This window comes from Pseudomonas sp. TE24901 (assembly GCF_054058375.1).
This window is the reverse complement of the sequence record NZ_JBSSAF010000004.1, coordinates 442,194-455,167: the sequence shown is the minus strand read 5'-3', so window position 1 is coordinate 455,167 and position 12,974 is coordinate 442,194. Positions and strand designations below refer to the sequence as shown.

The 12,974-nt window shown below is 62.1% G+C and carries 15 protein-coding genes; 8 read left to right on the top strand and 7 right to left on the bottom strand.

Going from position 1 to position 12,974, the window contains the following annotated elements; genetic code table 11:
• Positions 1-116: 116 nt before the first annotated feature.
• Positions 117-491, bottom strand: a complete 375-nt coding sequence (locus ACVWVP_RS10920) for a YajD family HNH nuclease (protein WP_178921553.1) — start codon at positions 489-491, stop codon at positions 117-119.
• A gap of 97 nt (positions 492-588) precedes the next feature.
• Between ACVWVP_RS10920 and ACVWVP_RS10915 the strand changes: the two genes are divergently transcribed.
• Entirely contained in the window at positions 589-1,509 is a 921-nt protein-coding gene (locus ACVWVP_RS10915) for a ParB/Srx family N-terminal domain-containing protein (protein ID WP_457405754.1), read from the top strand.
• A 131-nt stretch (positions 1,510-1,640) separates the two neighbouring features.
• Here ACVWVP_RS10915 and ACVWVP_RS10910 read toward each other — a convergent pair whose 3' ends face one another.
• Complete coding sequence (locus ACVWVP_RS10910; RefSeq protein WP_178921551.1) at positions 1,641-2,327, bottom strand: spermidine synthase; 687 nt, start codon at positions 2,325-2,327, stop codon at positions 1,641-1,643.
• Between the two features lie 78 nt (positions 2,328-2,405).
• Between ACVWVP_RS10910 and ACVWVP_RS10905 the strand changes: the two genes are divergently transcribed.
• On the top strand, positions 2,406-2,690 hold the full coding sequence (locus ACVWVP_RS10905; RefSeq protein ID WP_176995312.1) for a hypothetical protein: 285 nt from the start codon (positions 2,406-2,408) through the stop codon (positions 2,688-2,690).
• Here ACVWVP_RS10905 and ACVWVP_RS10900 read toward each other — a convergent pair.
• Positions 2,687-3,160 (bottom strand): cyclic nucleotide-binding domain-containing protein, encoded by a 474-nt coding sequence (locus tag ACVWVP_RS10900; protein ID WP_457405752.1) that lies wholly within the window; start codon positions 3,158-3,160, stop codon positions 2,687-2,689. The two genes, ACVWVP_RS10905 and ACVWVP_RS10900, sit on opposite strands and share 4 nt — an antisense overlap.
• A 70-nt stretch (positions 3,161-3,230) precedes the next feature.
• Positions 3,231-5,273, bottom strand: a complete 2,043-nt coding sequence (locus tag ACVWVP_RS10895) for a S9 family peptidase (protein WP_457405750.1) — start codon at positions 5,271-5,273, stop codon at positions 3,231-3,233.
• Between the two features lie 24 nt (positions 5,274-5,297).
• Between ACVWVP_RS10895 and ACVWVP_RS10890 the strand changes: the two genes are divergently transcribed.
• Genes ACVWVP_RS10890 through ACVWVP_RS10880 form a run of 3 tightly spaced genes read left to right on the top strand, consistent with a single transcriptional unit; the run spans position 5,298 to position 7,180 of the window.
• Complete coding sequence (locus ACVWVP_RS10890) at positions 5,298-5,828, top strand: MFS transporter (protein WP_178921546.1); 531 nt, start codon at positions 5,298-5,300, stop codon at positions 5,826-5,828.
• A gap of 21 nt (positions 5,829-5,849) precedes the next feature.
• Complete coding sequence (locus ACVWVP_RS10885; RefSeq protein WP_457405747.1) at positions 5,850-6,626, top strand: class II glutamine amidotransferase; 777 nt, start codon at positions 5,850-5,852, stop codon at positions 6,624-6,626.
• A gap of 11 nt (positions 6,627-6,637) precedes the next feature.
• Positions 6,638-7,180, top strand: a complete 543-nt coding sequence (locus ACVWVP_RS10880; RefSeq protein ID WP_178921544.1) for a DUF2937 family protein — start codon at positions 6,638-6,640, stop codon at positions 7,178-7,180.
• A 109-nt stretch (positions 7,181-7,289) separates the two neighbouring features.
• Here ACVWVP_RS10880 and ACVWVP_RS10875 read toward each other — a convergent pair whose 3' ends face one another.
• Positions 7,290-8,210 carry a LysR family transcriptional regulator gene (locus ACVWVP_RS10875; protein ID WP_259173461.1) on the bottom strand — a complete coding sequence of 307 codons (921 nt, stop codon included), beginning with the start codon at positions 8,208-8,210 and terminating at the stop codon, positions 7,290-7,292.
• A 173-nt stretch (positions 8,211-8,383) separates the two neighbouring features.
• On the opposite strand from ACVWVP_RS10875, the gene ACVWVP_RS10870 reads away from it, so the two are divergent.
• Genes ACVWVP_RS10870 through ACVWVP_RS10860 form a run of 3 tightly spaced genes read left to right on the top strand, consistent with a single transcriptional unit; the run spans position 8,384 to position 10,736 of the window.
• Positions 8,384-9,124, top strand: a complete 741-nt coding sequence (locus tag ACVWVP_RS10870) for a 5-oxoprolinase subunit PxpA (RefSeq protein WP_178921539.1) — start codon at positions 8,384-8,386, stop codon at positions 9,122-9,124.
• On the top strand, positions 9,121-9,825 hold the full coding sequence (locus ACVWVP_RS10865) for a 5-oxoprolinase subunit B family protein (RefSeq protein WP_457405743.1): 705 nt from the start codon (positions 9,121-9,123) through the stop codon (positions 9,823-9,825). Before ACVWVP_RS10870 ends, ACVWVP_RS10865 begins: the two co-directional genes overlap by 4 nt.
• Positions 9,822-10,736, top strand: coding sequence for a 5-oxoprolinase subunit C family protein (locus ACVWVP_RS10860; protein WP_178921535.1), 915 nt, complete (start codon positions 9,822-9,824; stop codon positions 10,734-10,736). Before ACVWVP_RS10865 ends, ACVWVP_RS10860 begins: the two co-directional genes overlap by 4 nt.
• Positions 10,737-10,842: 106 nt before the next feature.
• On the opposite strand, the gene ACVWVP_RS10855 is transcribed toward ACVWVP_RS10860, so the two are convergent.
• The gene (locus ACVWVP_RS10855; protein ID WP_176995322.1) at positions 10,843-12,021 is read right to left on the bottom strand and encodes a vWA domain-containing protein; all 1,179 of its coding nucleotides are present in this window, start codon (positions 12,019-12,021) and stop codon (positions 10,843-10,845) included.
• Positions 12,021-12,866, bottom strand: coding sequence for an AAA family ATPase (locus ACVWVP_RS10850; protein ID WP_034112447.1), 846 nt, complete (start codon positions 12,864-12,866; stop codon positions 12,021-12,023). The genes ACVWVP_RS10855 and ACVWVP_RS10850 overlap by 1 nt, the downstream gene beginning before the upstream one ends.
• Positions 12,867-12,974 lie beyond the last annotated feature (108 nt).

Here is a 12,974-nt window from a genome sequence, read left to right as displayed (position 1 = left end):
GCGATCGCTATCGCAGGCAAGCCAGCTCCCACAAGGGAACGCATTCCAATTGTGGGAGCTGCGGTGCGACGATTCGACTTGCCTGCGATGAGGTCAGAACAGGCGATGAAGAGCCTTCAGGCGTCCTTCTTCATCAACCCCGCCAACGCCGCAAACGGGTTATGCGTGGCCTTGGCAATCGTCGGGCTGCTGGTGGAGCCGTCGCCGAAGTACTGCTGGTCGGTGTAGCGCGAGTGCTCGTTGTCGTGGCAATACAGGCACAGCAACTCCCAGTTGGAGCCATCCTGGGGATTGTCATCATGATTGTGGTTGCGGTGGTGTACCGTCAGTTCGCTCAGGCGCTTGCCTGAGAACTCACGGGCGCAGCGGCCGCACACGTGGGGGTACATCTTCAAGGCTTTGTCGCGGTAGCCCATTTCCCGGTCGCGCTGGGCATCGGCAAGGATGCGGTCCAGCTTGGCGGTGTGGGAGGGCGGGTTGGTCGAGCTCATCATGGCTCCTGGCTATTTTGGGTTCACGGACAGGGTTGATTCTAGCCGCTTGCGCTGCACTTGACTGCTTCACTTTACAGATAAGGATCTGAAACTCATGCGTCTGCCTTCATGGATTGTTGCGTTACTGCTGTGTGCTGTTACCGCCCAGGCCCAGGCGTTTTCCACGCCCAAGCCCGGCCAGGTGATCGAGGTGGCCCTCGACCAGCTGCACCCCACCCAGGCCGTGGTGGGGTTTGACCAGATCTACTACAGCCTGGGCCTGTTCGCCGACAAACCGGCCAAGGTCTTCGACGAGTACTGCGAAACCAATGGCCAGGGCAGCGCTGACAAGGTGCCGAAAAAAGCCGACCTGCACACACCCGACAGTTTCACCTGCAAGGACCCGGTGGGCACCCACCCCGACGACATGAAAACCGTGGTGGTCGGTCCGGCCGGCCAGCTGTACCTGACCGATGGTCACCACAGCTTCACCACCCTGTGGGAAGTGCCCGGTGGTGGCCCGCAATTGAAAATGTGGGTGAAAGTGACGGACGACTTCAGCAACAGCCCGGACATGGCCACCTTCTGGCACCGCATGGAGGCCGCGCGCAAGGTGTGGCTCAAGGACAACCGGGGCCAGACGTTGCCACCCGAGCAACTGCCGGCGCACCTGGGCTTCAAGAACCTGCAGGACGACACCTTCCGCAGCCTGGTGTACTTCACCCGCAAGGCGGCCTACGGCAAGCCGGACGATGGCGCGATTGCGCCGGAATTCCTGGAGTTCTACTGGGGTAACTGGCTGCGCACCCAGATCGACCTGAGCGCGTACAACCTGGGCAAGAAGGGCGGCTACAAGGACGCCATCGAGGCAGTCGCCAAGCGCATGGTCAGCCTGGCGCCGGGTTCGCAGGTGGGGGACAGCGGGTTCACCGCCCATCAACTGGGCGGGATGACCCAGCTGGACCGGGATGAACTGGAAAAGACCTTCGACAAAAAAGTGCCGTACGTGATCGATTACCGCAAATCCCGAAACTGAGGCAGGACGAAATGTGGGAGCGGGCTTGCTCGCGAATACGCTGTGTCAGCCGGCACATCTGGTGGCTGATGCTCCGCATTCGCGAGCAAGCCCGCTCCCACACGGGACCTGTGGTGTTTGGTGAATCGTGTTCAGCCTTTGAGCTTCTCGGCGATCCAGATGGTATGCCGGGTGCCCTTGTTGCCATGGGCGAACACCTGCACTTCTTCGGCCTTGAAACCCGCCTTGCGCAGTTTGTCGCTGAACAGTTTGTCGGCGCTGGCCGACCACACGGCCAACACGCCCTTGGGGCGCAAGGCCTTGGCACAGGCCGCCAGGCCACCGGCGGAGTAGAGCCAACTGTTGGCCTTTTGCGTGAGGCCTTCGGGGCCGTTGTCCACGTCCAGCATGATCGCGTCAAACCCCTGGGGCTCGGTTTGCAGCACCTTGGCCACGTCTTCCATGCGGATCACGGTGCGTGGGTCCAGCAGTGGCCGACCGGATTTTTCTCCCAGGGGGCCACGGTTCCACTCCACCACGCCCGGCACCAATTCAGCGACAACCACCTCGGCTGTCTTGCCCAAATGCTTGAGTGCCGACGCCAGGGTAAAGCCCATGCCCAGCCCGCCGATCAACACCCTTGAACCCGGGCGCCCGGCAACCTTGCGGCAGGGGATTTCCGCCAGCGCGTCTTCGGAACCGTGCATGCGCGTGTTCATCAACTGGCCGCCGTCACCGCCCTGGATCTTGATGACAAAATCCTCACCGTATTCGAACAGGCACAAGGCACCGCCGTTGTCGGGGATCGGGGTGGTGTCCAGCAGAACGAAACGTTTCATGGAAATCTCATTGGGAAGGGCATTCTTGCGCGGTTGGGAGTAGCCTTACGACATTCCGGTCAGGCCATGGAGCCATCGATGAAGTGCAGCATTCTAACGGTCATTGTGCTTGGCGCGCTCACATTGGGTGCGGCGCAGGCTCAAGAGGTGCAAAGCGTGCCGGTCGCACCCGCGCCAACCCCAGGCGCCCCGGGCACGCCGACCCCAACCTTGTACCCACAAGTCACCCCGCCGGTCGCGCCAAAGGCCACGGCCAACGGTTCACCGGCACTGGTGCCCATCGTGTTGCCCACGCCGCCTAAAGATCAAACCGTGCCGGGCCTGCTGCAGAACGACAGCAAGCCAAAGACCCCGGGCGGTTAAAACTGTTGCGACAACAGTTGCCCGTCGGCCATGCGCAGGCGCTTGGACAGGGCAATGGCGATGGCACGGATGATCTTGGCGGCGACCCTGGGCGCTTCGTTGAGCATTTTTTCCAGGGAGTCCTTGCCCAGGTTCAACAGCACGCACTCAATGGCGGCCACGCAACTGGCTGAACGGCGCTCGCCGTCGAGCACCGCCATTTCGCCGAAGGCCCGACCGCTGCGCAGGGTGGCGATGGTCACGCGTTGGCCGTCGTGATGGGTTTTCTGCACGGCCACCTGGCCGCTATGGATGATGCACATGAACGTGCCGGCATCGCCTTCGAGGAAGATCACTTCATCGCGGGCAATGCTGCTGATATTGAAGTAGCCCGCAGCCACATGAAAATCTTCCGGCAGCAGCGGGTCAAACAGCCCGCAGTCCATCAGCATGTCGCGGATTTCGTTATTCAGTAAGGTCGGTTGTGGCATGGCTGCAATCTGGGTCCATCAAACAGGTAGGCGGTCTGTGTGTTCAGACAGGACCGCCGCACTAAGTTCCTTAACTCAGCCCCAACGCCTTGAACACAAATCCATATTCGAGCGCTACGTCACGTAATCCCTGGTAACGACCGCTCATCCCGCCATGGCCGGCGCCCAGTTCGGTCTTGAGCAGCAGCAGGTTGTCGTCGGTCTTGGTGTCGCGCAGCTTGGCCACCCACTTGGCCGCTTCCCAGTACTGCACGCGGCTGTCGTTGTAGCCGGCAATCACCAGCAGGTGCGGGTAGGCTTGGGCGCTGACGTTTTCATACGGCGCATAGGCCTTGATACGCGCATACACCTCGGGTTCTTCGGGGTTGCCCCACTCGTCGTACTCGGTGATGGTCAACGGCAGCTCCGGGTCGAGCATGGTGTTGAGCACGTCGACGAACGGCACCTCGGCAATCGCCGCCTGGAACAGTTCCGGGCGCTGGTTGAGCACCGCACCGATCAGCAGGCCACCGGCACTGCCACCGCTGATGGCCAGTTGTTGGGAGGTGGTCAGGCCTTGGGCAATCAGGTGTTCGGCGCAGGCAATGAAGTCGCTGAAGGTGTTCTGCTTGTGTGCCTGCTTACCGTTGCGGTACCAGGCTTCACCCAGCTCGCCGCCGCCGCGCACATGCGCGATGGCAAACGCCACGCCCCGGTCCAGCAGGCTCAGGCGCGCGTGGGAGAACCACGGGTCGAGGCTTGAACCGTAGGCACCATAGCCATACAGGTACAGCGGCGTTGGCTTGCCGAGGTGGTCGCGCTTGACCACCAGGCTGATCGGCACCTGGGTGCCATCGACCGACGTGGCCCACAGGCGCTGGCTGACGTAGTCGTCGGCGTTGAACACGCCGAGCACCGGCGTCTCCTTGAGCACCTGCTGCGCGCCGCTGGCCAGTTCGAGCTGGCGCACTTGGGCCGGGCGGCTCAGGGCCTCGTAGCGCAGGCGGATCTTGTTGCTGGCAAATTCCAGGCTGTTCTGTACGTAGAGGCTGTAGGCAGCGTCGGGCAATTCCACGCGATACACCGATTTGCCCTCGGGGTGCACTTCGATCACCGGCAGGCCGCCGATGCGCAGGCTCAGAGTCATGGCGCTGGCGTTCAGGCTGACGCCGTCGAGCATCACCTCATCGCTGTGGGGAATCAGGTTCTGCCATTCGCTTTCGGTCGGCACGTCGCCAATGTCGGTCGCCACGAACAAGGCGTAGTTGATGCCATCACGGTTGCTGCGGATGAACCAGGTCCACGCGCCATTCAACTGGCCATGGTCGACATCGTATTCATGGTCCTCGACCCGTGGCGCCAGGCAGGTGAAGTCCAGGTGCGGCTGCTCGGCGTCCAGGGCCCAGATTTCGCTGGTGGTCTTGCTGCCCAGCGCGAGCAGCAATTGGCGCTCGGAGCTGGAGCGGTAGCAATGCAGGAAGAAACGTCCGTCCGGCTCATGGAACACTTCCTGCGCCGCCGTGCCATCCAGGCGATAGCGATACAGCTTGTGCGGGCGGTGGGTGTCGTCCAGTTCGCCGAAGAACAGGGTCAGGCTGTCGTTGGCCCAGGTCATGCTGCCGTCGCAGTTTTCAAACTCCAGTTCGCTGACCTTGCCGGTGGCCAACTCCTTCACGTACAGGGTGAAGATTTCTTCACCGCTGGTGTCCAGGCTGTAGGCCAGGCGCTGATGGTCGGGGCTGATGCTGAACGCGCCCAGTGAAAAAAAGCCGCCATTGGCCAGCACGTTCGGGTCCAGCAGCAGTTCTTCGCTGCTGTCGTCCACCGTGTTGCTGTCGTCGGCGGGGCGGCGGCAGCGGTAGTGGCGGGCGTATTCGTCGCCGGCCGTGGTGCGCGTGTAGTAGAGGTACGGGCCCCAGGGGGAGGGCAGGGACAGGTCGGTCTCCAGGATGCGGCCCTTGATCTCTTCGAACAGGGTTTCGCGCAGGTCTTGCTGGTCGGCGAGCTGAGCCTCCTGCCAGGCATTTTCGGCCTTGAGGTAATCGAGGACGTCGCTGCTGTCACGCTCTTGGAGCCAGGCATACGGGTCTGGGCCTTCGGCCTTGCGGGCAATCGGGGCGAGCGATGTAGGCATGGATTATTCTCTATCTGGCGGAAGGTGGCCGGCATTGCAGCCGAGACACCGAAAAGCCGTTATCATAGCGGCCTGTTTGCCTACCTTGCCATGGACACCATGACCGAGAACGACTATCTGACCGCTTGGGGCCTTTACGCCTTCGCCGCTTTGGGCTGCCTGTTGGTGTGGTGGCGCATGACCCGCTGGATCTGGCGCTGGTTGCGCGAGCCGCTGCAATTGCTGATGGCGGTGCTGTTGTTCAGCCCGACCATCGTCGACCCGGTCAAGACCCAGTTTGCCCCGGCCGTGGCGATTACCGCCCTGGACCTGGTGCTCAAGGTCGGCAACAACGCCTGGCGGGCCATCTCCGACTTGTTCATGTACACGATGATCGCGTTTGGCGTGTACCTGGTGATTGTGTTGATCCGCTGGCCCATCGAACGCGCCGCCAAGGCCCGTCGTGAGCGCAAGGCCGCGGCTGACGCTGCCCTGGCCGCCGAGCCGCAGGAAGATGACGAACCTTTCCGTCGCCCGGCCCCGGTGAGCGGCATGCGGGTTGAACCGCGCCTTTAACGTTGCAGCGAGAGCCCTGGCATGTGTGAATTATTGGGCATGAGTGCCAACGTCCCCACCGATATCGTGTTCAGCTTCACCGGGTTGATGCAGCGCGGTGGGCGCACCGGCCCCCACCGGGATGGGTGGGGCATCGCGTTCTATGAAGGCCGTGGTCTGCGTTTGTTCCAGGACCCGGCCGCCAGCAGCGAGTCGGAAGTGGCACTGCTGGTGCAGCGTTACCCTATCAAGAGCGAAGTGGTGATTGGCCATATCCGCCAGGCCAACGTGGGCAAAGTGTGCCTGTCCAACACCCACCCGTTTGTGCGCGAACTGTGGGGCCGCAACTGGTGCTTTGCGCACAACGGCCAGTTGGCGGACTTCAACGCCCGCGCCACCTTCTACCGCCCGGTGGGCGATACCGACAGCGAAGCGGCGTTCTGCGACTTGCTCAACCGTGTCCGCGAGGCGTTTCCAGAGCCGGTGGACATCGAGCACGTGCTGCCGGACCTGATCGCCGCCTGTTCCGAATACCGCAGCAAAGGTGTGTTCAACTGCCTGCTCAGCGACGGCGACTGGTTGTTCTGCTATTGCTCGACCAAGCTGGCGCAGATTACCCGGCGTGCACCGTTTGGTCCCGCGCGCTTGAAAGATGTCGACGTGATCGTCGATTTTCAGGCCGAAACCACCCCCAATGACGTGGTGACGGTGATTGCCACCGAACCTTTGACCGACAACGAAAACTGGACCCGCTACGAACCGGGCCAATGGAGCCTGTGGCGACGCGGTGAATGCGTCAGCCAGGGCATCACCGAGTAAGGATATCGCCCATGTTGCTCAGCTATCTGCGGTTGGTGCTGTTTGCCATTGGTTTGTTGGTCGGCGTGCAAGTGCCGGGGTTTATCAATGACTACGCCAAGCGTGTCGAAGCCCACCTGATCGAGGCCCAGACCAACTTGCGTGGGTTTGATGCCACGGCGCAGCAGTTCTTCAACGGTGACTTGCAGGCCCTGGTGGCGCATTACCGGGCCAGCGATGACCCGGTGTTTCGCAGCGATGCCAACAGCCTGGGTTCGTTACTCGACCGCCAACTGGTGCTCGACAAGCAATTCCAGGCCATGCAAGGCCCGTGGTACATCCGCGCGTTGCAGGTGGCCGTGGCGGCCGACCCGGCTATCCGCCTGGAAACCTGGAACGGCTACAGCTATCAGATCCTGCTGACGCCAGAGGCCATGGGCTGGGGCCTGGGCGGCGCGATGCTGTTGTCGTTCGGCATTGAATGCCTGTTCCGCCTGATCGACTGGGTAGTGTTGGGCGGCAAGCGCCTGCGCCAGAGCCGGCCGATCGAAGAGCGTGACCTGAAGGGATTGTAAGTACACCTCGGATCAAATGTGGGAGCTGGCTGGCCTGCGATGGCGGTGGGTCAGCTCTCACATTGACTGCTGATATCCGCTATCGCCGGCAAGCCAGGCTCCTACAGGGTTAATCGGGTTTTGCCAGTAGCATCCGCGCTGGGCCGACTTCTTCGGCATAGCGGGCGACGACCCTCTGGCACAGCCCGACAATCTCCTCCACCAACTCCACCCCCACGCGCCACGACACCACCACCTGCAAGTTCGGCAAACGTTGCTCCATCGGCAGCATCACCAATTCCCCTCGCGCCAGTTCCTCCATGACCAGCACCGGCGGGAGCGCGCCGATCCCGAAGCCATCACGCAACAACCGGGTAATCGCCGACACCGAATTCACACAGCTCATCCGGGGCGCGGCCACGCCGTTGGCCTGCATCAGGCTAAGCACGTCCTGATGCGGGTGGGAGTTTTTCGAGTAGGTGATGATGCGTTCCTGGGCCAGTTCGGCGAGGGACGCGTAGTCTCGGTGGTAGATCGATTGGCTGGCGACGATCCAGGCCATGGGGTGGCTGGCCAGCTCCAGGCTGCGCACGGTTTCGAGGCGCAGCAGGTCGGTCTGCAGGATCAGGTCAAGGAAGCCTTTTTGCAGCTGATCGCTGAGGTTGAGTGCGGTATCGGCGACGAGTTCGATTTCCACCAGGGGGAAATGGTCCATCAGTTCCGCCACCAACGGGCTGAGCCAGGTATGGATCACCGTGTCCATGACGCCGATCCGAATGCGCCCGACCTTGCTGCTGGTGGTCTCCAGGGACTGCTTGAGGCCCTGCATGGTCACCATCATCTGCTCGGCGTAATCGAGCACCTTCACGCCTTCCGGGGTCAGGCTCACGCCCCGCGAGTCGCGCAGAAACAGCTTCACCCCCAGTTCGCTTTCGAGCACGGCGATGCGGCTGGAAATCGACGCCTGGGTGGTGAACAGCTTCTCGGCGGTCAGGCGAAAACTCTTGAGCTTGGCCACCCAGACGAAGGTTTCGAGGAACTTCAAATTCATGGGATCAACTTTTCTTATGCATGGATCGGTTTTTATTAGTTGGACGCCGCACCGGGCAAACGCCAAAAATCGAGCCATTCCACGATAAGCGTCGTGGGGGTGTCAGGACAAGTTGCGAGTTCTGCGTAAAAAATCCCACACTACAAAAAATAAAGCCTACAGGAGCAACTACCGTGAGCCGTCTGCTTTTGAATTGCGACATCGGCGAAAGCTTTGGCAACTGGACCATGGGTCTGGACGCCGAGGTCATGCCGTTCATCGATTGCGCCAACGTGGCTTGCGGCTTCCATGCGGGCGACCCGAGCATCATGCGCAAAACCGTCAGCCTGGCGCTCAAGCACGGTGTGCAAGTAGGGGCGCATCCGGCGTACCAGGACCTGCAAGGCTTCGGTCGTCGCTCCATGGCCTACACCCCCCAGGAAATCCAGGACCTGCTGCACTACCAGATCGGCGCGCTCGACGGTATCTGCCGTGCCCAAGGTGGGCGCGTGAGCTACGTGAAACCCCACGGCGCAATGTACAACGACATGATGGCCAACCCGGCGCAATTGCGCGCGGTGATCCAGGCCGTGGCGGCCTATGGCGACCTGCCGCTGATGCTGCTGGCCACCCGCGACAACAGCGCGGCACAGGCCCTGGGCGACGAGTACGGCGTGACCCTGTGGTTCGAAGCGTTTGCCGACCGCGCCTATGACGCCAAGGGGCATTTGGTCTCGCGCCAGTTGCCCGGCGCCGTGCACCACGACGCCGACACCATCGTGCAGCAGGCCCTGACCCTGTCCCGAGGCGAAGCCCTGGTTGCCAGCGATGGCAGCGACCTGGCCCTGCAGGCCAACACGCTGTGTGTGCACGGCGACAACGCCAGCTCGATTGCCGCCGTGAAGCGTATCCGCGAGGCATTGAAGCCAGCATGAAGGCACGGATTGAAGTGGTGGCCATCGACTGCCTGATGGTGCGTCTGTTTGAGGTGATAGCCGAAGCCAACATGCCGTGGATGCTCGCCGCCACGGGGCGCCTGCGCGAAGGCTTTGGCGCGGCGCTGGTGGACCTGGTGCCGTCCTACACCACCCTGATGGTGCATTACGACCTCAGCGCGTTGAGCCCGGTCCAGGCACGGGGGCTGATTGACCAGGCGCTCGCGGACCTGCAACCGCAGGCCCAAGGTGGCGGCCAGTGCCACGTGTTGCCCGTGTGGTATGACCTGAGTGTCGGTCCCGAGTTGACCCTGCTCAGCCAGCGCAGCGGCCTGAGTATCGACGAGGTGATCCGTCGTCACAGTGCCCATGAATACCAGGTGTTCGCCCTTGGCTTTGCGCCGGGCTTTGCCTTCATGGGGCTGGTGGATGAAATCCTCGCCACCCCACGGCTCAATACCCCGCGCAAACGCGTGGCGGCGGGCAGCGTCGGCATCGCCGAACGGCAGACCGCCGCCTACCCGGCGGTGTCGCCGGGCGGCTGGAACCTGATCGGCCGCACACCAGCCAAGCTGTTCGACCGTGAGCGTGACGGCTACAGCCTGATGCAGCCGGGCGACACGGTGCGTTTCGAGTCCGTCGATCACGCTGAATTCATCAGGCTAGGTGGCGATGACACGCCGTTGGAGGCGCAGGCATGACCCGCTTATTAATCGAAGCCAGCACGCCGCTGTGCCTGTTGCAGGACGCCGGCCGCTTTGGGGTACGCCATTTGGGTGTCACCCAGGGCGGTGCGCTGGATTGGGTGTCGATGTCCTGGGCCAACTGGCTGCTGGGCAACGCGCTGGATGCGCCGGTGGTGGAAATCACCCTGGGCGGGTTTACCGTGCAGGCCGAGGGGTATTGCTTGCTGGCCCTGGCTGGCGCGGATTTGGGGGCCTACATCGACGAGCGTGCCATCAGCCCCGGACGCAGTTTTATCCTGCAAAAGGGTCAGCGTTTGCGCTTTACCCAGCCGTTCAGCGGCGCGCGGGCCTACTTGGCGGCGCCGGGCGGGTTTGATGCGCCGCAGGTGCTGGGCAGCAGCGCCACGGTTGTGCGCGAAGAGCTGGGCGGGGTGGATGGTTTTGGCAAGGCGCTGGCCGAAGGCGGGTACCTGGCGTATTCCGGGGTGGGCGGCGCGATGAAGGTGTTGGGCGACCACGCCTTGCCGGCCAAGGCGCCGCTGGACGTGATTGTCGGCGCACAGATCGGCCAGTTCAGCGGCCAGAGCCTGTTCGATGCCTTCAACACCGAGTGGGCCTTGGACAGCCGCGCCGACCGCATGGGCATGCGCCTGCTGGGCACGCCGTTGCAGTATCAGGGGCCGTCGTTGATTTCCGAAGGGATCCCGCTGGGGGCGATCCAGGTGCCACCGGACGGGCAGCCGATTGTGTTGCTCAATGACCGGCAGACCATTGGCGGTTACCCACGCCTGGGGGCGTTGACGCCATTGTCGCTGGCACGGCTGGCGCAGTGTCTGCCGGGGGAGAAGGTACGGTTGGCGCCGATGGTGCAAGAGACGGCGCACCAGCAGCACATCGATTTCCTCCAGCGATTTTTGAACAGCTAAAAGCATCGCAGGCAAGCCAGCTCCCACAGGGGAGTGCATTCCAACTTTGAAATGCATTCCCCTGTGGGAGCTGGCTTGCCTGCGATAGCGTCAGTGAGCACACCGCCTATTTGGAAAGAAAGCGCATCCCTTCTTCCAGGCCCCGCAAGGTCAGCGGGTACATCTGGTCTTCAATCAACTCGCGCACAATTCCCGTTGACGCCGTGTAACCCCAGGTGTCCTTCGGGTACGGGTTTATCCAGATCAGCTTCTTGTACTTGGCCATGAAGCGCTGCATCCACACATAACCCGGTTCTTCATTCCAGTGCTCTACGCTGCCGCCCGCCTGGGTGATCTCGTACGGTGCCATCGACGCATCGCCGATGAAGATCACTTTGTAGTCGGCGCCGTATTTATGCAGCAGGTCCTGGGTGGAGGTGCGTTCCGAGGTGCGCCGCTGATTGTTCTTCCACACCGATTCGTACACGAAGTTGTGGAAGTAGAAATACTCCAGGTGCTTGAACTCGGTCTTGCACGCCGAGAACAGCTCTTCGCAGATCTTCACGTGGGCGTCCATCGAGCCGCCGATATCAAACAGCAGCAACAGCTTGATGGTGTTGCGCCGCTCCGGGCGCATCTGGATGTTCAGTAAACCGGCATCGCGGGCGGTGTGGTCAATGGTGCCGTCGATGTCCAGCTCGTCGGCCGCCCCCTGGCGCGCAAACTTGCGCAGGCGACGCAGGGCGATCTTGATATTGCGCGTACCCAGTTCCACCCCGTCGTCGAGGTTCTTGTACTCGCGCTGGTCCCACACCTTCACCGCCTTGCCCTGGCGCTTGCCGGCGTCACCCACGCGAATGCCTTCGGGGTTGTAGCCCCCGGAGCCAAACGGGCTGGTGCCACCGGTGCCGATCCACTTGTTGCCGCCGGCGTGGCGTTCCTTCTGTTCTTCCAGGCGCTTCTTGAATTCTTCGATCAACTTGTCGAGGCCGCCGAGGGACTGGATCTGCGCGCGTTCTTCGTCGGTCAGCGAACGTTCGAATTCCTTGCGCAGCCAGTCTTCCGGGATCAGCGCCTGCAAGTGGTCGTCGAGCTTTTCCAGGCCGTTGAAATAGGCGCCGAAGGCTCGGTCGAACTTGTCGAAATGCCGTTCGTCCTTCACCAGGATCGCCCGGGCCAAGTAATAAAACTCGTCCATGTCGGCGAAGGTCACGCGCATTTTCAGGGCGTTGATCAGGTCGAGCAGCTCGCGCACCGACACCGGCACCTTGGCGGCACGCATCTCATTGAACAGGTTGAGCAGCATCAGCGATTACCGCGACGGCTCATGAACGCCAGACGCTCCAGCAACTGCACGTCTTGCTCGTTCTTCACCAGGGCGCCGGCCAAGGGCGGGATCGCCTTGGTCGGGTCACGCTCGCGCAGCACGGCCTCGCCGATGTTGTCGGCCATCAGCAGCTTGAGCCAGTCCACCAGTTCGGAGGTGGAGGGCTTTTTCTTCAGGCCTGGTACTTTGCGTACGTCGAAGAACACGTCCAGCGCTTCGCTGACCAGGTCTTTCTTGATATCGGGGTAGTGCACATCCACGATCTTCTGCAGGGTGGTGCGGTCGGGGAAGGCGATGTAGTGGAAGAAGCAGCGGCGCAGGAAAGCGTCCGGCAGCTCTTTTTCGTTGTTGGAGGTAATGATGATGATCGGGCGTTTCTTGGCCTTGATGGTCTCGTCGATTTCGTAGACGTAGAACTCCATCTTGTCGAGTTCTTGCAGCAGGTCGTTGGGGAACTCGATGTCGGCCTTGTCGATTTCATCGATCAGCAGGATCACCCGCTCGTCGGACTCGAAGGCTTCCCAGAGCTTGCCCTTCTTCAGGTAGTTGCGCACGTCGTGCACTTTGTCCACGCCCAGTTGCGAGTCGCGCAGGCGGCTGACCGCGTCGTACTCGTACAGGCCCTGGTGGGCCTTGGTGGTGGACTTGATGTGCCAGGTGATCAGCTTGGCGCCGAAGGACTCGGCCAGTTGCTCGGCCAGCATGGTCTTGCCGGTGCCGGGCTCGCCCTTGACCAGCAGCGGCCGCTCCAGGGTGATGGCGGCGTTGACGGCCAGTTTCAGGTCATCGGTAGCCACATAGGCCTGGGTGCCTTCGAACTTCATCGGTGTTTCCTCGCATTCATCAATGCCCGGACTATACCGCGCAGCCCCGGCGACTGTGAACGCAGACGGGTTATTCAGTCTCTGAATGGCCGGTCACGCCACCCCAAT

What these genes read in the sequence shown, in the direction of transcription:
- ACVWVP_RS10920 (WP_178921553.1), bottom strand. Translation starts at nt 491, where the DNA reads ATGAGCTCGACCAACCCGCCCTCCCACACCGCCAAGCTGGACCGCATC.
- ACVWVP_RS10885 (WP_457405747.1), top strand. Translation starts at nt 5,850, where the DNA reads ATGTGTGAATTATTGGGCATGAGTGCCAACGTCCCCACCGATATCGTG.
- ACVWVP_RS10875 (WP_259173461.1), bottom strand. Translation starts at nt 8,210, where the DNA reads ATGAATTTGAAGTTCCTCGAAACCTTCGTCTGGGTGGCCAAGCTCAAG.
- ACVWVP_RS10880 (WP_178921544.1), top strand. Translation starts at nt 6,638, where the DNA reads ATGTTGCTCAGCTATCTGCGGTTGGTGCTGTTTGCCATTGGTTTGTTG.
- ACVWVP_RS10850 (WP_034112447.1), bottom strand. Translation starts at nt 12,866, where the DNA reads ATGAAGTTCGAAGGCACCCAGGCCTATGTGGCTACCGATGACCTGAAA.
- ACVWVP_RS10900 (WP_457405752.1), bottom strand. Translation starts at nt 3,160, where the DNA reads ATGCCACAACCGACCTTACTGAATAACGAAATCCGCGACATGCTGATG.
- ACVWVP_RS10865 (WP_457405743.1), top strand. Translation starts at nt 9,121, where the DNA reads ATGAAGGCACGGATTGAAGTGGTGGCCATCGACTGCCTGATGGTGCGT.
- ACVWVP_RS10905 (WP_176995312.1), top strand. Translation starts at nt 2,406, where the DNA reads ATGAAGTGCAGCATTCTAACGGTCATTGTGCTTGGCGCGCTCACATTG.
- ACVWVP_RS10855 (WP_176995322.1), bottom strand. Translation starts at nt 12,021, where the DNA reads ATGCTGCTCAACCTGTTCAATGAGATGCGTGCCGCCAAGGTGCCGGTG.
- ACVWVP_RS10895 (WP_457405750.1), bottom strand. Translation starts at nt 5,273, where the DNA reads ATGCCTACATCGCTCGCCCCGATTGCCCGCAAGGCCGAAGGCCCAGAC.
- ACVWVP_RS10860 (WP_178921535.1), top strand. Translation starts at nt 9,822, where the DNA reads ATGACCCGCTTATTAATCGAAGCCAGCACGCCGCTGTGCCTGTTGCAG.
- ACVWVP_RS10915 (WP_457405754.1), top strand. Translation starts at nt 589, where the DNA reads ATGCGTCTGCCTTCATGGATTGTTGCGTTACTGCTGTGTGCTGTTACC.
- ACVWVP_RS10910 (WP_178921551.1), bottom strand. Translation starts at nt 2,327, where the DNA reads ATGAAACGTTTCGTTCTGCTGGACACCACCCCGATCCCCGACAACGGC.